The organism is Sorangiineae bacterium MSr11954, from assembly GCA_037157815.1.
Classification (GTDB): Bacteria; Myxococcota_A; Polyangia; order Polyangiales; family Polyangiaceae; genus Pendulispora; species Pendulispora albinea.
In genome coordinates this window covers 11,418,830-11,440,385 of record CP089984.1, presented here as the reverse complement: position 1 = coordinate 11,440,385, position 21,556 = coordinate 11,418,830, and the positions used below count along the sequence as shown (strand labels likewise).

The 21,556-nt window shown below is 68.4% G+C and carries 10 protein-coding genes; 5 read left to right on the top strand and 5 right to left on the bottom strand.

From position 1 onward, the window contains the following. Positions 1-2: 2 nt before the first annotated feature. The 3 genes from LZC94_44885 to LZC94_44875 all read right to left on the bottom strand — a co-directional run bounded on the left by LZC94_44885 (position 3) and on the right by LZC94_44875 (position 4,583). Positions 3-1,676: a hypothetical protein gene (locus LZC94_44885; GenBank protein ID WXB14945.1), complete on the bottom strand. Its 1,674-nt coding sequence runs from the start codon at positions 1,674-1,676 to the stop codon at positions 3-5. Positions 1,677-1,793: 117 nt separating this feature from the next. Then, entirely contained in the window at positions 1,794-3,845 is a 2,052-nt protein-coding gene (locus LZC94_44880; GenBank protein ID WXB14944.1) for a hypothetical protein, read from the bottom strand. 234 nt (positions 3,846-4,079) lie between these two features. Continuing rightward, on the bottom strand, positions 4,080-4,583 hold the full coding sequence (locus LZC94_44875; protein WXB14943.1) for a peroxiredoxin: 504 nt from the start codon (positions 4,581-4,583) through the stop codon (positions 4,080-4,082). A gap of 527 nt (positions 4,584-5,110) precedes the next feature. Between LZC94_44875 and LZC94_44870 the strand changes: the two genes are divergently transcribed. Together LZC94_44870 and pbpC are read left to right on the top strand one after the other, a co-directional pair. Further along, complete coding sequence (locus LZC94_44870; GenBank protein WXB14942.1) at positions 5,111-11,179, top strand: MG2 domain-containing protein; 6,069 nt, start codon at positions 5,111-5,113, stop codon at positions 11,177-11,179. 64 nt (positions 11,180-11,243) lie between these two features. Next, on the top strand, positions 11,244-13,823 hold the full coding sequence (gene pbpC, locus LZC94_44865; GenBank protein ID WXB14941.1) for a penicillin-binding protein 1C: 2,580 nt from the start codon (positions 11,244-11,246) through the stop codon (positions 13,821-13,823). Positions 13,824-13,859: 36 nt separating this feature from the next. Here pbpC and LZC94_44860 read toward each other — a convergent pair whose 3' ends face one another. Then, a complete protein-coding gene (locus tag LZC94_44860; protein WXB14940.1) occupies positions 13,860-15,038 on the bottom strand; it encodes a metallophosphoesterase in 1,179 nt (392 codons plus the stop codon). A gap of 97 nt (positions 15,039-15,135) precedes the next feature. Between LZC94_44860 and LZC94_44855 the strand changes: the two genes are divergently transcribed. Next, positions 15,136-16,425, top strand: a complete 1,290-nt coding sequence (locus LZC94_44855; GenBank protein ID WXB14939.1) for a hypothetical protein — start codon at positions 15,136-15,138, stop codon at positions 16,423-16,425. A 52-nt stretch (positions 16,426-16,477) separates the two neighbouring features. On the opposite strand, the gene LZC94_44850 is transcribed toward LZC94_44855, so the two are convergent. Further along, positions 16,478-17,848: a hypothetical protein gene (locus LZC94_44850; GenBank protein ID WXB14938.1), complete on the bottom strand. Its 1,371-nt coding sequence runs from the start codon at positions 17,846-17,848 to the stop codon at positions 16,478-16,480. Positions 17,849-18,028: 180 nt separating this feature from the next. Between LZC94_44850 and LZC94_44845 the strand changes: the two genes are divergently transcribed. Together LZC94_44845 and LZC94_44840 are read left to right on the top strand one after the other, a co-directional pair. Continuing rightward, a complete protein-coding gene (locus tag LZC94_44845; protein ID WXB14937.1) occupies positions 18,029-18,772 on the top strand; it encodes a hypothetical protein in 744 nt (247 codons plus the stop codon). Beyond that, positions 18,769-21,492, top strand: a complete 2,724-nt coding sequence (locus LZC94_44840; protein ID WXB14936.1) for a serine/threonine protein kinase — start codon at positions 18,769-18,771, stop codon at positions 21,490-21,492. The genes LZC94_44845 and LZC94_44840 overlap by 4 nt, the downstream gene beginning before the upstream one ends. Positions 21,493-21,556 lie beyond the last annotated feature (64 nt).

Below are 21,556 nucleotides of genomic sequence, written 5' to 3'. Positions count from 1 at the left end.
GCTCACCGCTTCGCTGCGATGGCCATCTTGTAGGCTGCGTTCTCCGCCGCGGACAGACGGCGGACATTGGTCACCCGCGCCTTCAACGCTTCGAACGAGCGCACGCCGCTGAGAACCCGCGTCAGCGCCAAGCCCGGCGCGCGCGGGCCGACCAACGAGAGAACGCGAACGCCGCCGGGGCGAGGCGCGATGTCGCTCGGGAGCGCGGCGATATCGCCCGGGAGAAAATCCGACGGCAGGCTATGGGTGCCGGAGCCGCCGGGCGCGAGCCAGGTGAACGCTCCATCGCGGGGCAGGAAATCCGTGGCGTCGATGGCCTGCCAGGGATAGATGCGCAAGGCGCAACTGTATGTCAGCGAATCCTGACTCTGCTCCCCTTCGCCCCGCATCACGGCGAGCATGGCGTCGCTGGCGCGGGTCACGCCGATTCGTTTCAGCGGATCTTCGAGCTCGGCGGAGAGCAGCACGGCGAGCTGCCCCATATCGGCGCAGCCGCTCGACGTAAAGCTCCAAGCTTCGTCGAGCTCGGGAAAGAGGGCCACGAACGGGCCGTCGAAAACGACCTTCATCAAAATGGAGAGCCAGTATGCGCACGTACAAGAGGCGCCGAGCGTATCGAGCGCCGCACGAAACTCCGGATCCCGCTGCACGCTCGCCAGCACCTCGGGGGCTCGCGTCCACACGGCCACGGCGGGGCGGTACCACGCATCGAGGGAATCGAAGGCCACGAGCGCCTCCGGATCCTCATCGTTGAGGCGATCGAGCACAGGCAAGCTCACGACCCGGTCGCCGACCGGTACACCCATGTCCAAAGCGTCGTCGTCATCATCCTCGTCTTCGGCACGGTCCAAATCGTCATCGTCGTCTCCGGCGCGATCGTCGTCTCCGGCGCGATCGTCGTCGTCCTCGTCTTCGGCGCGATCGTCGTCGTCCTCGTCTCCGGCGCGGTCCGAATCGTCGACGCGAGCGTTCGACTTTCTGCCTCCGGCGCGGTCCGAATCGTCGACGCGAGCGTCCGACCTTCTGCCTCCCGCACGGTCCGAATCGTCGACGCGAACGTCCGTCCCTTTGCCCCCGGCACGGCCCGAATCGTCGACGCGAGCGTCCGACCCTTTGCCCCCAGCACGGTCCGAATCGTCGACGCGAGCGTCCGTCCCTTTGCCCCCGGCACGGCCCGAATCGTCGACGCGAGCGTCCGTCCCTTTGCCTCCGGCACGGTCCGAATCGTCGGCGCGAGCGTCCGACCCTTTGCCCCCGGCACGGCCCGAATCGTCGACGCGAGCGTCCGACCCTTTGCCCCCGGCACGGTCCGAATCGTCGTCCTCCTCGTCTTCGGCACGATCCGAATCGTCCTCCTCGGAGTACGCCTCGAGCAGCGGAAGAAGACGCGCACCGGCGCGCATGGCGCGTGCAATGGGAGCGCGGAGCCGCCGGCCCAAGCCCTCGGGATCGGACCCCGCTTCGATCAGGGCGCCAGCCGCCAGCGCAAAACGCGAGCCGATGACGGGGTGCGCGTGATCGGTGCGCTCGGCGAAGGCGTACGCCATGGCGTCGCGCTTCGTTTTGGGCCAGTTCGACAGCTCGGCCACGAGGGCACCAATGGCGGTCAGCGCATCGGCGAGGTTTCCTTCCGACAGGAGAGCGTCGATGGCTTCGAGCTTCGGCGAGGTTTCCATGCCCGAGGGACTAACCCGCGGCGCGCGAGACCGCAATGCCTCGGCTGCCCCGCGCGCGCCGAAACGACATCGGTTCGCGCCGCAGGAACGCGCAAGGTGCGGATCGAATCGTTCCCGTCACGGAACGGATGGATCCGGAGCTTGCGGGCATCGGGCGAAGTTCAGGCTGCTTTCCGCCACGTGAATGCGGTGTGCAGCGTAGAGCTCATCGCAGTTGGCCTCCTTTGGATATTTGTGAAAATAGATGCTCGCGAACGGGCCCCGTGGCGGGGTGCCGTTGGGATCCGTGCCGTTTGGCGCCTTGCGGTACCGCTCCAAATCCGAGACCCTCGACAAAGTAATGTCGCTCGAGCCCTGCAGGAAGACCGAACGGCCGTCGCAGAACTTCCCTCCGTTGTAAAAGAGGAGCCCGTTCACCTGGACGTCCTTCGACGCGTGGATCCATAGGCATCGATCGTAGTTGTATCGAGAGTCGTCGAGAAACCCGCCCCTCAGAACGATGCTCTGCGACTTGGTGACCCGCAGATGGGATGCCGTGAAGTCCTGGAACGACTGGCCGACGGATTCTTCGACGTGGATTCCTTGCGTCGCAACGAGATCGTTCCATGTATTTCGTTCGCGCGGCCCCGGTCCGCCCGACTTGCTGACGTACAGAAGGCCGTCGGTCTTCACGGCTCGAATGGCGGACCCTCGCACCCCGGTCAGCCACACGGCACGCGAGTGGTTCGAAGGTCGCTCGGCGACGATACCGTCGATGTTCAGGTTCTGCGCCCAGCCGTTGTAAGGTGTGTAGTAGAAGTCCGTAAAGAACGCGTAGGTCCCCTCGTCGCCGAGCGTGGCCGATTCGTAGCTGGTGACGGCACGCAAGGAAATATCCAAGGGTGACATCAGTTTGACATTGGCGTTGTCGTGAACACTTCGAGCTCCCGAGGCGTCCAGATTGGAAATTTGGCCCTTTCGGCAATGGCTGAATCCGAAAACGGTGTCGGCATCGCGCGACCCGAAGCTCGCCGGAATCCGCCCCGTCAGCCGATCGAGCGTGAGATCGTATACCGCGGACAGGCCCATCTGACGAACATGCAGGTTCGTGACCTCCACGTTCTGCGCGTAACTTACCCGCAGCCTCGTGATCACGGAGCTATCCACCGAGCCCCCGACGATTCGGATCCCATCCAAGAACGGAGGTTGCATGAGCCACATGTCGCCATACTCGTAGGCGAGGGGCGACTCCAAACCGAGAATGAGCTGGTCACCGTTCCGCGCGACCTTGGTGACACGGTTGTATTCGAAGTATGCCGAGTTCGAGAACACCGAGTCTCGTCCGGTGAGGTTCTCGAATCGAACGATGGTTTTTGGCTTTATATGCTCCAGGTGCTCGGGCGTCCGCGCCGCCGGCAGAGCGAGCGCGAGCTGTTTGCGATCGGTCGAAACGGCGAAACCCGACCTCTTGATCTTCGTCGCGTCGACACGTGAGAACTTTGGGCGCGGGGTGGGAAACCGAAGCCCCTCCGCCAAGGTCAGGTAAATCCGATCGCCGTCGAAGCGGTACGAGCTGACCTCCGAAAGGTGAATTCCAGATTGGTTGATCGCGGCGTTTCCTTCGCTCGGGCGCGCGAGCTGCACCGCCACCACCTTTCCGGCGACCTCTTCTCCGAGCACGCCCTGCCCGGGGGTGATGTACCTCTCGCCGGACAGAAACGCGAAGGTCTCCCCTGCGTCCTGCCATAGAGACTCGGACTCCGGAGGCGTGTAGGTTCCCAGGTACTTTCCCGTCAAAGCCCCGGCGATGGAAATCGATGCGTCGAGGATGGTATCCGAGCCGACGGTGAGCTGAACGCCGCCGCGATTGAGCGCGAGGACCGCCTCCGGCACGCTGGGCGCATCCAACGCGGCCCCAGCCGATGTGCGCCCTCGATATGCGCAACGATCCGACGTGATGCTTCCCTCGAAGGTGTCGGGATCGTAAAGAGCGCAGTACGTTCTCGAGGAACCAAAGTCGACGACGACGCGCTTGCCATCGAGCGGCGCCCCCTTGTAGGTGCCCCGATTGAGTGCGTCGAAGAGCTGCTTTAGCCTCGGAAAGTCGTTGCTCTTGCCGTCACCTTCGATGCCGTAGTCTCGTTGCATGAGCTCGGGCGTCACGGTGAAGACCGAATCGACCGCCATCATCGGCGCCATGTTGCCGGCGCTATCGCGCTCTACGCTGCCGGATGTGCATCCGCCAGCACCGGCAACGAGGAACGTCAGAGAGAGGGCCGCGAGGCGACAGGGGCGTGCCGTATTCATGGCACGCGGCATTACAAATTCGAGACCAAGCGCCTGGCGCTGGGCGTGAGACCGCAATGCCTCGACGCCCAGCGCCCCCGAAAACCAAGGCGCCGAACGGGTTGACCCGCGGTGCCTTTAGACCTGCTTCAACATCGATTGCGCGTCGCTGACCTCGAATTTGCCGCCGGCTTCGACGTTGACCGTCTTCACGACGCCGTCGTCGACGAGCATCGAGAACCGGCGGCAGCGCACGCCCATGCCGTTGGCCGTCAGATCGAGCTCGAGCCCGAGCTTCTTCGTGAACTCGGCGCTGCCATCGCCGAGCATGCGGATGCGCGAGCCGACCTTCTGATCGCGACCCCACGCGCCCATGACGAAGCCGTCGTTGACGCTCACACAGACGATTTCGTCGACGCCTTTGGCCTTGAGCGCGTCGTACGCTTCCAGGTAGCCGGGGACGTGCTTGCCCGAGCACGTCGGGGTGAACGCGCCCGGAAGGCCGAAAAAGACGACCTTCTTTCCTTTGGTGAGCGCCTCCACCTCGACCGCTTCCGGCGCGGTCGGGCAGTGGGACGTCTCGTCGTATCCCTTGGACTCCTTGAGGGTGGCATTGGGAATTCGCTCGCCGGGCTGAATCATGATGGGACCTCGTTGTCGTAGGGGAGAAGCTTTTTTGTCCACCCTAGACGAGTGGAATAGTCGCCGCCAGCGGCAGCGTTTTACATGTTGGGTGTATCGAGCTCTGCCCGACGAAGCCCTTTTCACCTAGTCTCCCGGCAACGGTACACCTTCCACGCGCCACGCACGTCTCACGCACACCGCACACGCCGCGCACGCCTCGTGCACAACGCGCGTCCAGGCACCCGTACGTTCCACGCACCCCGCGCATTCCACGCACTCGTACGTTCCACCCCGTAAGTTCCACGCACCCCCGCACCCGTACGTTCCACGCACCCGTAGGTTCCACGCACCCGTAGGTTCCACGCACCCCCGCACCCGTACGTTCCACGCACCCGCACGTTCCACGCACCCCCGCAACCCGCACGTTCCACGCACCCGCACGTTCCACGCACGCGGCGGCCTCGCCGCGCCGGAGCCCTCGTTTCATGCGAACCGCAGCATCTCGGATTTCCAGTGTTTTCCCCCTCGTTTTTCCCGTCCTCGGCATGGCTCTCGCGGCGTGCCTTCACGGCGGCCCCACCAGCGTCACCCCGAACGCCACCCTCGGCCCGAACGAAGGTGGCGCCGGAGCGCGCGCCAAGGCTGCGTTTGCGGTCGTTTTTGCCGGCCCGCGGGGCACGGTGTCCGACCGGAAGCAGCCCGCTGTCACGGTTCTCTTCAACCGGACCATGCGCGAGCCGGACGCCCCCGAGACCTCGAACGTGCCTGCCGTACGCATCGCCACCGAAGAAGGCGCCGCCGTCCCCGGATCGTGGCGATGGATCGGCACCCACGGGTTGCTCTTTGCGCCCGACGCGGCGCTGCCGGGTGCCACGCGCTTCGTCGTGGTGGTCCCTGCAGGCACGCGCGCCGTGGACGGCTCCGCGCTCGCGACCGATTACCGCTTCGACTTCATCACCGAGCGACCTCGGGTGAAAAAGAGCGATCCGGCCGACCTGGCCACCGATCTCCGACCGCAGTCGACCTTCCGTCTCGAGTTCAACCAGCCGATGGCGCCGGCCGAGGTCGAAAAGTCGGTGCGCCTCATCGTACGCGCCTCGGCCAGCGATAAAGGCCGCACGGTGGCCGTCAAGGCAACCCACCCCAGCGGCGCGAAGAACAAGAACCCGAGCGACGTGGTGGTGCTCACGCCGCAAGAGAAGCTCCCCCTCGACAGCGACATCGAGCTCAAGATCGACAAGGGCCTGCGCGGCGAAGGACCGCTCGGCACCCGCGAGGCGCGCTCCTTGCGCATGCGCACCTACGGCCCCATTCGCTTGGCCGACGTACGCTGCCCCAAGGTGAACCTCGTGCGCTGCCAAGCGCACCGCGATTGGACCGTCATCCTCTCGAACGCCGTCTCGCCCGAAGAATGGCGGGCGCACCTCAAGGTCCCCGGCTTGCCCATTCGCCCGATCACCAACGCCGAGCGCGACGCGGCGAGCAAGCGCCCCCCCGGCCCCGGACGCGAGCACTTGGTGCGCGCCGACCCCGACTACGGCAAGCGTTACCACGTGGTGGTGACGGCGGGCCTGCGCGACGTCTTCGGGCAGAAGCTCGCCAAGGACATCGCCTTCGACGTGGACACCGAGGCGCCGTTCACCGTCGCCGGCAAACGCTTCGACCCCAAGAGCGTCGTCACCGGATCGGCCCTCGCCACCAACGTGGCCGAAGCCGACCCCGGAGACACCGGGGAGACCGGCGAATCGGTCAGGGCCGCCGACGAGGCACGGCTTCGCGCCGAGGCGGCCGATCCACGCCCCAAGCGCCCCATGCTGTCGTACGCCGTGGATCTCGGGCTTCGCGGACACGTGGTCGAGGCGCTCGCCAAGCAGGGCATCAAAGGCCATAAAATCCCCATCGGCGCGCTCAACGTGCCCACGTACGGCATGTCCGCCTCGAAGATGCGCGAGCAAGACGCCATCGCGTGGCTCACCCGCGGCCGCGGCGGTCCGGGCGAGCACGAGTTTCGCTGGGACTGGGTGCGCACCGACGCGGCCGAGAACGTGCGCAGCGTGCGGAACATCGACCTCGACGCGCTGCTGGGCGGCCCCAGCGCCCGCGGCGCAGCGCTGGTGGCGGTGACGGTGCCGGGATCGCCCGAGGGCATGCGCTCGGAGCTGGTGACGGTGACCGATCTCGCCGTGAGCGCCGAAATGAGCCGCTACGGGAGCACCGTGTGGGTCACCAAGCTGTCCACTGGGCAGCCGGTGGCGAATGCCACGGTGGCCATCCAGAAGCGCGGCAAGCCGGAGCTCTTCTCCACCAAGACCGATGCACAAGGGCTCGCCTTCATCCCGAGCGAGTCCTGGAACCCGGTGCGGGACGGCGCCATCGATCAAGAGTCCTTCGTGGTCGTTCGCGCCGGCGACGACTGGACGTACCAGCGCGTGCAGCGCGGACAAGCCAGCTACCGCGACGGGGGCGACGTCGATCTGGCCCAGCGCGGCGAGTGGGCCGGCATCGTCTACACGGATCGCGGCGTCTATCGGCCCGGTGAAGCCGCCAAGCTCGCGGGCATCTTTCGTCAGGTCGACGCGGCCGGCATCCGCATCAAGCCGGACGAGACCGTGCGCCTCTACGTGGACGACGGCGAGGGCGAGCGGGTCTTCGACGGGCGCGTGAAGCTCGACGCCTACGGCGCCTTTGCGCTCGACGTTCCGCTGCCGAAGACGAGCCACCTGGGCAACGCGCGCGTGGTCGCGCAGCTGGGGCGGGGCAACCACGACGAGGGCGAGTCGTTCGACGCCGAGGTGCTCCTCGCCGCCTACAAGGCCAGCGAGTTCAAGGTCTCCGTCGACGCCGACAAGAAAGAGTACGTGCGCGGCGACAACGCCCGCTTCGACGTGGCGGCCGAGTACCTCTTCGGCGCGCCCATGGGGGAGGCGCCGTCGCACCAGCAGGTTACGCGCCGGATGACCACCTTCACGCCGCCGCGCAGCGATGGCTTCGTCGTGAACGACGAGTCCAATGTGCTCGACTACACCGACACCAACCCGCGCGCCGAAGACCTGAGCGTCAAAGCCGCCGATCTCGACGGAGACGGCCGCACGACCACGAGCTTGAAGCTCGATCTGCCACGGATGCGCAGCCCCGAGAACGTCACCTTCGAGGCGGAGGTGCAAGATCTGACGAACCAGACCGTCGCCAAGAGCACGACGGTCCTCGTGCATCCTGCGAGCTTTTACCTGGGCGTCAAACGCCCCTCCAAGCGCTTCGTGGCCGTCGGCGCGCCCGTGCGGGCGGACTTGGTGGCCTTCGACATCACGGGCGCGCACGTGCCGGGGGCGCAAGCCAAGGTCGAGCTGGTGCAGCGCACCTGGGTCGGCGTGACGCAAGACGAAGAGGCGCAGGTGCCCGTGCAGCGCTCGCGGGTCAAGGACGAGGTGGTCGGGACCTGCACCGTGACCACCAGCGCGCAGGTGGAGGGCTGCTCGATCGCGGTGGGCAAACCCGGCTTCTACATCCTCCGCGCGCGCAGCAAGGACGCCCGCGGAAACGAGGTCGGCTCCAGCACCAGCTTCTACGCCATCGACGATCGCGCCGACGAGCCTGCGGCGCGCGTCGCGTGGGCCGATCCGCAGAGCCGCAAGTTGAAGCTCGAAGTCGACAAGCCGCAGTACAAGGCGGGCGACACCGCGCGCGTGCTGGTGCGCAACCCCTTCAAGGAGGCGCAGGCGCTGGTCTCGGTGGAGCGCGCCGGGGTGCTCTGGAAGAGCGTGGTGCCGCTGAAGGGACCGATGCCGGTGGTGGAGGTCCCCATCAAGGCCGAGTACTTCCCCAACGCGTTCATCTCCGTTCACCTGGTGCGCGGGAGGGCGTCTGCGCCGCCCGAGCGCGGCGCCGACGTGGGCGCACCCGATTTCCGCATCGGCACCGCGCCCATCGAGGTGGATCCGGATACGCACCGGCTCAAGGCGACCATCACCACCTCCAAGAAGGAGTACCGGCCCGGCGAAGAGGTCGACGCCGACGTGCTCGTGGTGGGCCCCGACAAGCGCGGCGCCAAGGCGGCCGTCACCTTCTACGCCGTGGACGAGGGCGTGCTGATGCTCACCGGCTACGACACCCCCGATCCCTTGCCGGCCTTTGCGCGCGAGCGAAAGCTGGCCGTGTTCTCGCTCGACAGCCGCGAGGACCTGGCGCGCATCGTCCCGCTCAAGAACGGCGAGCGCGTGAAGATCCTGGGCTACGAGTATCCCTCGACGGGCGACGACAAGGGCGGCTACGGCGGCGGCGGCGGCGAGGGCGCCATCCGGGCGGACTTCAAGACCACGGCCTTCTTCGAGGCGGGCAAGGTCACCTCGGCCGAGGGCCGCGCACACTACCGCTTCAAGCTGCCCGACAACTTGACCACCTTCCGCCTGATGGCGGTGGTCGCCGGCGCCGACGACCGCTTCGGCACGGGCGACGCGAAGATCACCACCTACCGCCGGCTGATGGCGCGCCCGGCCATGCCCCGCGTCGTGCGGGCGGGCGATCAGTTCGACGCGGGGGTCATCATTTCGTCGAAGGACCTCCCGAACGCGGTGACCGACGTGACCATCAAGGCCACCGGCGTCCAAGTGGTGGGCCAAGCCTCGCGCCGCGTCGAGGTTCCCAAGGGCGGCAGCGTGGAGGTGCGCTTCCCCGTGAAGGCCACCGCGCCGGGGGAGGCGAGCTTCGAGTTCGCGGTCGCCGGCGGGGGCGAGAAGGATCGCGTGCTCGTCAAGCGCGCGATCGAGCTGCCGCTCACGGTGCAGAGCGTCTCCAGCTACGGCGAGACGGACAAGGCGGCGGCCGTGAAGCTGGGCGACTTGAAGAACGTGCGCACCGATCAGGGCGGGCTCGAGGTGCACGTGGCGTCGACGGCGCTCGTGGGCCTCTCGAGCACGTTCGAAAAGACCATCGACTACCCGTACGGGTGCACCGAGCAGCTCACCAGCCGCACCTTGCCGCTCTTGGTCCTCTCCGACATGGCCAAGGCGTTCGACTTCCGCATGCCCGCCAAAGTCGACGCCAAGGTCGACGAGGCCGTCGGCGATCTGCTGCACCACCAGCAGGGCTCGGGCGCCTTCGGCTACTGGGAGGACGACGAGGCCAGCGATTGGCTCTCGGCCTACGCGATGCTGGCGCTCGAGAGCGCGGCGAAGAAGGGCTACTTCGTCCCCAAGTCCGCGCGGGATCGCGGCATCTCCTACCTGCGCGACGTGCTCTCGAGCACGAAGCTCGATCCGAGCGACGCGGAGGACGACGAGGAGCCGCGCGGCGCGGGCGCACGTTCGGAGCGCGGCGATCGCGACGCGCGCGACGAACGCGACGACGATGCACCGGTGCTCCCCGAGGAGCGCCGCTCGCCCAAGGAGAAGCGCGCGCTCGACTATGCGACCGCCGCGTTCGTGGCCGACGTGCTGGCCACGGTGGGGCAGCCCGATCCGGGCTATTTGAACCGGCTCTTCGACGCCCGCGCGCACCAACCGCTCTTTACGCAAGCGCTGATCTTGCACGCCATGGCCGTGGCGCATATGCCCCGCGCGGAGCTCGACGCGCTCTCGAAGGAAATCGAGGGGCGGCTGCGCAAGGACGCGAGCCGCGCCTTCGCCGACGAGGTGGTGAGCGGCTACGAGACGATGCTCGACTCGTCGTCGCGCACCACGGCGCTGGTCCTGCGCGGTTTGGTGGCGGCGAACCCCAAGCACCCGGTGGCCTCGCTCTTGGCGCGCGGGCTGCTCGCGCAGCGCGAAGGCGGCGCGTGGCGCTCGACGCAAGAAAACGTGTGGGCGCTCATGGCGCTCGACGACTACCGGCGCGCGCAGGAGACCGCGGTGCCCGACTTCGACGCCAAGGTCTTCCTCGGCGGCGACCGCATCGGCGAGGTGGGCTTTCACGGCCGGTCGGCGAGCGATCAGATGTTCTTCGTGGGTGCGCCGCGCGTGGTCAAAGAAGGGAGCGGCGCGCCGGTGACATTCGAGGTGAGCGGAAGCGGCAAGCTCTTTTACAGCGCGGAGCTGCGCTATGCGTCGGCCCAGCTGCCGCAGAAGCCGGCCGACAACGGGTTCTTCGTCCAAAAGCTGGTGCGCGCGGTGAAGCCGAACGGGCTTCGCGAGGCGCAGGAGCTCCTCCCGAAGAAGTCCGAGAACGGCGCGCCGGCCGGCGATCTGGTGCTCATCGACGTCCTCTTCGAGTCGGCCGAGCCGCAGGAACAAGTCGTGATCGACGATCCGCTCCCGGCGGGGCTCGAGCCCATCGACTTTTCGCTGGAGACAGCGTCCGCCGCCACGCGCGTGGACGATGAAGTCGACGGGCCCGACGCGAAGAAGAAACCGGCGCTGCTCGGCTATGGAGCCTTCCGAAGCGTGCCGGGGCTTCACCGCGAGCAGCACGACGACAAGGTGCTGACGTTCTTGCCCCACGTGGAGCCGGGCATCTACCACTTCCGCTACCTCGCGCGGGCCACCACGCCGGGAACGTACGTGGTGCCGCCGACGCGCGCAGAAGCCATGTATTCGCCCGAGATATCGGGGCGCACGGCCGCGACGAGCTTCGTGGTCACGCCGGGCGCGCCCAAGGGGCCTCGGGTCGCCAAGAGGAAGTAAGGCCATGACCTGGTTGCGAACACGGCGATGGTTGCGAACGCTGCGATGGTCGCGAACGTTGCCCATGCTCGAAGCGATGCGCATGCGGTCATGGCTGCAAACGCTCCGAACCCGGCCTTGGCTTCAAACGCTCCGAACCCGGCCTTGGCCCCAAACGCTGCGCAAGAAGCGCATCTGGCTCGGCGCCCTTGCGCTGCCGTTCGTGGCGCTGCTGCTCGCCGCCGTGTTCACGGCGCTCCCCCCGGAGCTCCGTGAGCCGGCCGGCGCCACGTCGGTGGCGGTGGTCGACGCGGGCGGGCACCTGCTCCGCGAGGTGCGCGCGAACGACGGAAGCCGCGCGCGGTGGATCACGCTCCAGGAGCTCGGCCCGCGCGCGCGCTTTGCGATGCTGGCGGCGGAGGACCGGCGATTCTTTCGCCATCCCGGGGTCGACCCGGTGGCCGTCGGGCGCGCGGTCGTGCAGGACGTCACGTCATTTCGAACGGTGTCGGGGGCGTCTACGCTCACCATGCAGCTGGCGCGCACGGTGCGACCGCACCCGCGAACCTTGGCCGGCAAGTTCTTCGAAATGGCGCTGGCCCTTCGCATCGAGTGGTCGCTCTCCAAGGAGCAGATCCTCGAGCAGTACATGAACCGGGTCAGCTTCGGCCCCGCCCTGCGCGGCATGGGCGCCGCGAGCTACGCGTACTTCGACAAGCCCCCGAGCGCGCTCTCCACCGCCGAGGCCGCGCTCCTCGCCGGTCTGCCCCGCGGCCCCGCGCTCTACGAGGCCACCCGCCACCCCGAGCGCGCCAAGAGGCGCCGCGATCGCGTGCTCGGGCGCATGCACGACGCGGGATGGCTCACCACCGAGGAGACGGCGCGCGCGCAAGGCGAGCCCTTGGTGACGGCGGCGCAGCGTTCGGTCTTCGGCGCCCCGCACCTGGTGTCCGCCCTGGTGGGCACCGGAACGGCGCGCGTCGCGGCGCCGCTCGCGCGCGTGCAGCCGGGTCTCGAGGAAGCGCTCTCTCGCACCGCCCCCTCGCGCATCGTAACGACCTTGGATCCCTCGCTGCAGCGGGCGGCCGAAATCGCCGCGGCCGACGTGACCCGCGAGCTGCGCGGACGCGGGGTGAGCGCGGCGGCGGTCGTCGCCATCGATCACGCCAGCGGCGATGTGCTCGCGTATGTGGGCTCGCCGGACTTCTTCGACGAGTCGCGCCTGGGACAGAACGACGGCGTGCGCGCCGCGCGCCAGCCGGGATCGACGCTCAAGCCGTTTCTCTACGGCCTGGCCATGGAGAAGCTCGGCTGGGACGGCGCCACCGTGCTACCGGACATCGAGCTTCACCTGCCGACGGCCAGCGGCGACTACGCGCCCCGCAACTACGATGGCCACTTCCGCGGCCCGGTGCGACTGCGCGACGCGCTCGGCAGCTCGCTCAACATCCCGGCCGTGTGGAGCCTGGAGCAGCTCGGCGTCGAGCCCTTCTTGACCCGGCTGCGCGAGCTCGGCTTCACCTCGCTCACGGAGACCCCCGACTTCTACGGCCCCGCGCTCGCCTTGGGCGACGGCGAGGTCACCTTGCTCGACTTGGCGCGGGCCTACGCGACCCTCGCGCGCGGCGGGGTCGATCGCCCGCTTCGCTTCGTGCGCGCGGTCGAGCGAGCAGGCAGCCCCCGCGAAACCCTCGAGGCGGGCGCTCCCAAGCGCGTGATGCCGCGCGACGTGGCCGATCGCATCACCGACATCCTCAAGGACCACGCCGCCCGCAGCGCCTCGTTCGGCGAGCGCACCGTCCTGGAGTTTCCCTTCGAGGTGGCGGCCAAGACGGGGACCTCCAAGGGCTACCGCGACAATTGGGCCGTCGGCTACGCGCACGACGTCACGGTGGCCGCCTGGGTCGGCAACTTCGACGGCACACCGATGACCGACATCACCGGCATCACCGGCGCCGGTCCCCTCTTCCACGCGGTGATGGAAGCCGCCATGCGCGGTCGCCCCGCGTCTCCCCTCCCCCTCGAGAAAAACCGAGCGCGCCGCGCGGAGAGCACCGAGCGCGCCGAGCCGGATCTCGAGCGCACCTCCGTCTGCGCCCTCTCCGGCGAGCCCGCCGGCCCGAGCTGCCCCCACCGGGTCCTCGAGTGGCGCCCGCGCAGCGCGGCGCGCGAGCCCAGCTGCCATATGCACGTCAAGGTGGCCATCGACCGCCGCAACGGACTGCGCGCCGGCCCCGCGTGCGCCCCCGAGGACGTGGAGGAGCGCATCTACGAACACTTCGCGCCGGAGTACGCGGCCTGGGCCACCACCGCCGGTCGCCCCACCGTTCCACGCGAATGGTCCCCGCTCTGCCCGGGCACCGGCGATCCCGATCCCGACGCCGTAGCCACCACCGCGGTGCGCATCCTCTACCCAACCCCCGGCGCGCGCTTCGTCATCGACCCCGACCGACCGCGCGACGCCCAGCTCCTCGACGTCCAAGTCGTCTCCCCACCGCACACCCGCGAGGTCACCTTGCGCGTCGACGGCACCCTCGTCGCCCGCACCACCACGCCGCCCCTCTCCTGGAAGCTGGAGCCCGGCGATCACCTTCTCACCGCCGAAGCCGACGGCCACCCCGGAGCGCCCGTCAAAATCACCGTCCGCGACAGCGCGGCCTTCTAGCCACCGCGCGAGACGCCGCTGCGGCGTGCGACACCGTTACGCGCGCTCCTCCCGCTGCACCTCCAGCAACGTGATCTCCGCCGGGGCCCCCACCCGCATCGGCGGGCCCCAGTAGCCCGTGCCGCAGCTCGTGTAGAGCAACATGTCACCGACGCGATCGAGGCCCGCCACGAAGCCTTGATCGAGCTTCACGAAGAACCCCCACGGAAAGATCTGTCCGCCGTGCGTGTGCCCCGACAGCTGGAGCCCCACCCCCGATTTGGCGGCTTCCAGCGCCTGTTTCGGCTGGTGCGCCAGCAGAATGAGCTCGCGCTCCGGATCGCGCCCTTCGACGGCGCGCGCCAGATCGGCCCCGTGACCATTGCCGTATTCGTGCGAGCGCCAATCGTCGACGCCGGCCAAGTCGAAGCTCGCCTCGCCTTGGCCGATGCGCACGTGCTCGTTGCGAAGCACGCGCACCCCAAGACGCCCCAGCTCCGCCAGCCATTGGTCGACCCCCGAGTAGTACTCGTGGTTGCCCGTCACGAAGAAGACCCCGTGCTTGGCGCGCAAATCACCGAGCGGCGCCACGTGCTCGCGCAGCGCCTCGACCTTGCCGTCGACCAGATCGCCGGTGATGGCCACCAAGTCCGGCTGCAGCGCGTTGACCCGCTCCACCACACCGCGAAGCCATGTGCCGTCGATGGTCGGCCCGATGTGCACGTCGGTGAGCTGCACGATGCGGTAGACGCCCAGACGGGACGGAAATTTCTTGAGCCCGATGCGCACCGGCTTGACGACCACCGGCGCCAGCACGCTGGCCACGCCATAACCGCCCACGACGATCCCGCCCAGCGCGATGGCGCCCGACAGCGCGCGCGCCAGAAAATGACGCCGCTCCGGATCTTCGGGCAGGGCCCGCGTCGCCTCGAGCAAGGCCACGACCGCGCGAATCGGCTCCGAGGCCAACGTCAGGAAGAACAAAAGGATGACCAGCCCCATCCAGGTGAACACCGCGCCCGCGATCACGGGCCCCACGGGCCGCGGTAGAAAGCGCGCCGTCAGCATGCCCGCCGGGATGAGCACGGCGCCCACCAGGAATACCCATCGGCCGATGCGCTGCAAGCCCTCGAGCTCGGGCGCGCGGGCCAGCCGTGCGTACAGGTAGTAGTGGATGCCGCCCACCACCGCCGTCACCATGGTGAAGAAGAACGCGTACTGGTACCAGGGGCGCACGGTGCCGATCGTAGGCCGGCCCCGAGCATGCATCCAGAACGCGCGTCCGAAACTTCACGAAACTTCACAAGCGAGCCGATGAAGGTAGAGTGAACAGGTGCTCCCTATCGCGTTCGGTGCGCTGGCACTGACGATCACACTGGTGGTCGCCCGCCCCCGCATCGGACGATTCGGGCGCCTCGATCCTGCTCTCGGTGCCATCCCCGGCGTGCTGATCATGCTCGCGACGGGTGTGCTCTCCTGGCGCGACCTGCTACGCGGCGGGGAGCTGCTCTGGAGGCCGCTCCTCACCGTCGCGTCGGTGATGGCCATGACCCAAGTGGCCCACCGGCTCGGCATCCTCGACCGCGTGGCCCGAAGCATCGAGCTGCGCACCCGCGGCCCGGTGCCCCACGCCTTCGTCACCGTGTACGTCATCGGGGCGCTCACCGCGGCGATCTTCAACAACGACGCGGCCATCCTGCTCCTGACGCCCATCATCGTCCCGCTCATCCGCCGCCTCTACCCGAAGCGCCCGTACTTGGTGGTCCCCTTTTCGTTCGCCGTCTTTGCCTCGGCCGGCATCGCGCCGCTCTGCACGTCGAACCCCATGAACCTGGTGGTCGCCGAGAGGGTCGGCCTTGGATTCAACGCCTATGCGCTGCGCATGATCCCGGTGGCCGTGGCCTCTTCGGTGTGCACCTATGCCATGCTGCGCATCGCGTTTCGGTCGATGCTCGAGGACGACATCCCCGCGCGCGGCCCCGAGCAAGGCTCCTTGGCGCCCATGGAGTCCGCGGCCAACGCCGTCCTCGCCATTCTGGGCGCGATGCTCCTGGCCTATCCGATCCTCTCGTACTTCGACGGTCCCGTGTGGATCGCGGCCGCGTGCGGTGCGCTCGTCATTTGCGTCGTGGGCGTGCGCGCGGGACAAGTGTCGGTCGTGCAAGCGCTTGGCGCGGTGGCGTGGGACGTCCTGGCGTTCCTGTTCGTCATCTTCGTCACCGCGCTGGGCCTCGAGAACGTCGGCGTCACGCACGCGCTCGCGCAGGTCTACGATGCGGCAGGCGAGCACCGGGCCGCCCGCATCGCCGTGACCGGAGGGCTCTCCGCCATCGGCTCGGCCATGCTCAACAACCACCCCGCGGCGGCGCTCAACGCGCTGGCCATCGCCGAGCTGCCCGGCGATCGCGAGTGGCGCACCCTCGCGGCCCTGGTCGGAGGCGATCTCGGTCCCCGCTTTTTGCCCATGGGATCGCTCGCGGGGCTCCTCTGGATCGAGATGCTCCACCGCCTCGGGGTCGAGATCCGAACGAGCGACTTCGTCCGCATCGGCCTCGTCGTCACCGTGCCCGCGTTGCTGGCGGCGCTCGCGCTCCTCTACGTGGAGACGTGGATCGTTCCGTAGAACGACCGGCGGAGCGCAGCATGGCGCATGCGCTCCGCCCGGACGAAATGGCTCAGGGCTTGAACGGCGCCACGGCTTTTTGGGCCGCGTAGATCAGCGCCGGTCGCATCTTGGGCCAGAAGGTGCTCGCCTGGCACGAGAAGGCCGGCAAGAACCCGGAGCAGTTGCCGCCGGCGCCGACCTCGATCGTGAACACCGCCACGCCGAGCTTCTCGTAGGCCCAGTCATCGGTGCTGCCCGAGGCCGCGTACAGGACCTCGCCCGATTGCCCGTACGGGTAGCCCGTGATCGAGCCGAGCTGCCGGGCGATGGCGCGCTGGGTGGCATCGTTTCCGGTGCGCACGGTCTCGTAGTACCAGGGGAACATCACGGTGTTGGCCGCCGAGTGCAACGTCAGGAGCAGGCCCTTCGCGGTGGCCGGCGAAGGATCGCTCGGGTTCGGGCCGCGCACGGCGGGGAACAGCTTGCGCCATAGGCTCTCGGAGGCCTGCGTCTCGGGCTCCGAGTCCGCCCGCGGCCCGAGGTACGTCTCGCCGCAGACGCTGCGCGTGGTGCTGGCGCCGCCCCAGTGGCTCCCGAAGTTGCGATTGAGATCCACACCGTGGTTCGGTGTGCTGCAGGTGGTGGTCGTCTCGTTGGAGGTGTTCGCGTTCTTGCGCTGCAATTGCGGACGGCTCCCGCCTTGTTGGACGATCTCCACTCCATCCGGGTTGGCGATGGGGACCACCCATAGCTCTTCGGTGTCCACGAGCTGCTTCACCGTCGCGTCGGTGTTGTAGTTCGCGGTCAAGTAGTCAATCCAGCGCCACGCCACCTCACCGGTGGTGATCTCGCGCGCGTGAATTTGCGTGTACAACAAGAAGCGCGGCTTGGCCGAGTTGGGCGATAGCGCACAATCGCCGGCCGCCTGTTTGGTAATACAAATGGCCTTCAAATCGTAGCCGCCGCGCCCCGTCTGCTTCTTCCACGATTGCCCGTACGTGACGACCTTGGCCAGCCCGGGATAATCCGTGGCGACTTTGTCGAGGTGCGCATAGTGCGCATTGACGGTGCGGTATCCACCGTAATACGTCTCTTCGACATCCGCCGGGCTCAATTCGGCATTGTTCGCGCGCAGCGGCGGGGGAGCCCACTGCGGCACCACGATTTCTTCGTTCACCGCAATGCTGAAGCCGAGCGCGCGAAGCTGGTCGCCCGTCGCGTCGTCGCCGAGCACGAAAAGATCGTTTCCTTCGCGCTTCTCCAACAAATCGAGCCCTGCGTCCGCCAGATCGTCCGCGCGGGACACCGCGTCATGCACGCGGTATTCCCATATGCGGTCCGGCGTGTTGGACGCCGCTCCGTCTTCTTGGGCGCTCGAGCTGCATGCCGCCGAGCCCACCAACACAGCAACCGCAACGACACCAATGCCCCATCGTTTCATGACCGCCTCCATGCGTTATGGACTGCGAACAACGAATGACTTCTTCACTTCGTCGATTGTGGGCGTGAGCACCATAGAGAAGCGATGCATGCGATCGCAAGGTGAAAGGACGCACGCGGTGCACGCTGCAAGCAGCACGGGCGGTCGGGTGGCCGGTGTGATACCATCGCCTCTTTCACCATGGCGGAACCGAGTGCACGGGGCGGATTTCCAACGACGACGCAGTCGATTCTCTTTGGGCTCCACAGCGCCGACGATGCGGAGCGCGCACGCTCGCTGGAGCGATTGGCGTCGGCGTATTGGAAGCCCGTATACAAATATGTACGCCTGCGCTGGCGGAAGACCACGTCCGAGGCCGAGGAGATCAGCCAGGACTTTTTCCTGCACGCCGTCGGCAAAGAGACATTCCACGCGTACGACCCGACGAAGGGGCGCTTTCGCACCTTCGTCCGAAGGTGCCTCGATCACTTCGTGACCGATCGCCATCGTCACGATCGCGCCATCAAGCGCGGCTCCGGCGTGCGCCCCATCGCGCTCGACATCGCCCTCGACACGGCGGCGGCCGAGGCGGAGCTCGATGGTGCCATCGTGCACGATCCCGAAGCGTTCTTCGAACAAGAGTGGGTTCGAAGCTTGTTCGAGGCGTCGGCCATCCGGCTTCGCGCGCAGTGCGCGGAGAATGAGAAGCAAGATCACTTCGCGGTGTTCGAGCGCCTTCACTTGACGGACGGGGGCCAGGGACACAAATCCTCGTATGCGTCGGTTGCTGCGGAGCTCGGGTTGTCGGTGCCCGAGGTGACCTACCGCCTCCAAGCCATGCGCCGTGAATTTCGCGCCATCGTTCTCCTGACATTGCGAGAGGTCACGACCAGCGACGAGGAGTTTCGCAGCGAGGCCCGACATGTCCTCGGGGTCGAGCTGTGACGATCCCCAAGGTCGAAGACGCGGCGCCGTCGGGGTCGAGGAAGGCGCGCGCGCGATGGCGGTGGGACGAGCTCGGCGCGCTGCCGACCGCGGCGGAGCGCGAGCTCTTCGCGGACCGCTTTCGCATCGAGCGCGAGGCGGGCATCGGTGCGACGGGCGTCGTCTACCGCGCCCTCGACGAGCGAACCGGCGCCGCCGTGGCGCTCAAGATCCTGCGCGGCGCGGACGAGGAGCGCTTTCGGGTGGAGGCGCGCGCCCTCGAGGAGCTCTCGCACCCGGCCATCGTGGGCTATGTGGCGCACGGCATTTCGCGCGACGGCGAGCCGTACCTGGCCATGCATTGGGTCGAAGGGGAGAGCCTCCGGGACCGGCTGGAGCGCGGACCGCTCGACGTGGCGGAGACCATCGCCCTGGGCCGCCGCCTCGCGCAGGCGCTCGGCGCCGCGCACGCGATGGGCCTGGTGCACCGCGACGTCCAACCGCGCAATGTGCTCCTGCCCGATAAGCGCGCGGCCAAGGCGCTGTTGGTGGATTTCGGCATCGCGCGCTTCTTGAGCGCCACGCGGCTCGCGGGCCGCGAGCGGGCGCTGGGCACCCCCGGTTACATGGCGCCGGAGCAGGCGCGCGCACGCGAGGACATCGATGGGCGGGCGGATCTGTTTGCGCTCGGGTGCGTTTTGTTTCGGTGCCTCACGAACCGGGAGGCCTTCGAGGGGCCCGACGCGTTCACCGTGATCGCCAAGCTGGTGCTGCACGATCCGCCGCGGGTGAGCGAGCTTGGCGTCGACGTTCCGCCGGCGCTCGACGCGCTGGTGGCGCGGTTGCTGAACAAGGATCGCGATGGGCGGCCGGAATCGGCCACCGTGGTCGAGGCGGAGCTCGCGCTCGCGGCGCGCGATTTCGAATGGCGTCCGGGCGGGGTCCGCGGGCGCGCGCGGCATGGCTCGATTCGGTGGCCACGCCTGGCGCTCGCGGGCGCGGCGTTGTCGTTTGCGGCGTTGGTGAGCGGCACGGAGGCGCCACGGGCGGCGGGCGAGGCAGCGCGGACGGACGCTTCGAACGCGACGGCGGCGAAGGTGGGTCCGAGCGCACCGCCGGTGGTGGTGACCGATGTTCCGCTGTCGCCAGCGTGCCGGGCGGACGCGGCCGCGAGCTACCGCGAAGGGCTCCAAGCGATGCGCGAGGCGACGTGGGAGCGGGCGCACCGCGCGTTCGAAAGGGCGGTGGAGCGCGATCCCGGGTGCCCGGAGGTCGCGGTGCGTCTGACGATGACCGCGGAGTGGTACTGGCCCATCATCCGGCAACGCGAGCACCTGCGCCGCGCGCTCGGCTTGCGCGGGGCGATGCGGGAGCGCGAGCGCATCCTGCTCGACATGATGACCGCCCTGGTGGCGTCCGACGTTCCCGATCGGGCCGCGGCCGCGCGCGTCGTGAACGAAGGGCTCCCGCGGTTCCCCAACGACGCCGAGATGAACTACGTGGCGGCGGCCGCGAACCTCGCGAACGCCTCGGACTCCGCCGAGGCGGTGCGAAGCTTGACCTTGGCGCAGCGCGCGACCGAGCTGGACCCGCTCTACGCGGACGCGTGGCAAATGCAGGGGCGCATTTTGGCCCTGCTCGGACGAACGGGCGACCTTTTGTCGGCGCTCGATCGGTGCATCCAAGTCGCCCCCGGCGCAGGGGACTGCCTGCGCGACCGCATCGTCGTGCTGCGGCAGCGCGGCCAGTGCCGGGAGGCGGTGGCGGAGGCGCGCCGCTGGATCGCGCGCGATCCCACGACGGCGCTGGCCTACCGGCATTTGGCGGCGTCGCTGGCGGCCGAGGGCGCGCCGCGCGACACCATCCTGGAGGCGCTCTCGCTGCGGTGGAACCAGCACGCGCCCGAGGAGCGCGCGGTCGCCAGCCTGCACGACCGGGTCAAGCTCGCCGTATGGACCGGCGACTTCGCCGAGGCGCTTCGCCTGATCGATCAGCTCGAGCAATCCGTTGCCGGCGCAACGAACTCCGAGCCGCACGTGCGGGCCGCGTTGATGCGGGTCGAGACCTTGACGGAGCTCGGGCGCGGCGCCGAGGCCGCGCGCATCGCCGAACGCGTGCTGCAGCAGCGCGACGTCTGGACGAACAGCCACGTGAGCTTCGACCGCCATGAGTCGGGCGCCGACTACTACGAGCCGGTGATGCTCGCCTCCGCCCTCGGTCGCGGCCGCATCACCACGGCCACCTGGAACGAGGCGAGCGACACCTGGGAGCGGGCCGCACAGATGACGCCCTTCGAGCGATGGGCGCTGCGCTGGGGGAGCGCGGCCGGGGGCGGCATCGACGTGCACCACGCCGTGCGGCTCGCGCCGGCCGCGGACTCGGCCAAGATGGAGCCCTTTGGCTACGCAGCCGCCCACATTGGGCTCATCGAAGCCTACGAGGGTCGCCTCTACTTGGAGGCCCGCGATCCGGCGCGCGCGCTCGCGCCATTGCAGTCGGCCGCACAAAGCTGCCAAGGGCTCGAGCAGCCCTTCTTGCACGCCCGCACCCACCTCTGGCTCGGCCTCGCCAAAGAACGAACCGGCAACCCTCGAGGCGCCTGCGACGCCTACCGCGTGGTGCTCGAACGCTGGGGCACCCCCCGCGGGAGCGCGCCCGACGCCACCTCCGTCACCTGGCGCGAGGCCGCCGCGCGAAGCCGCGCCTTGGGTTGCCCGTCCGAGGGCAGGCCTGCCGAATAAAAAAGCGCGCCAGGCAACCACGATTCCGAAGCGCTCTTCGTAAGGGTCATCGAGGAGACGTTTT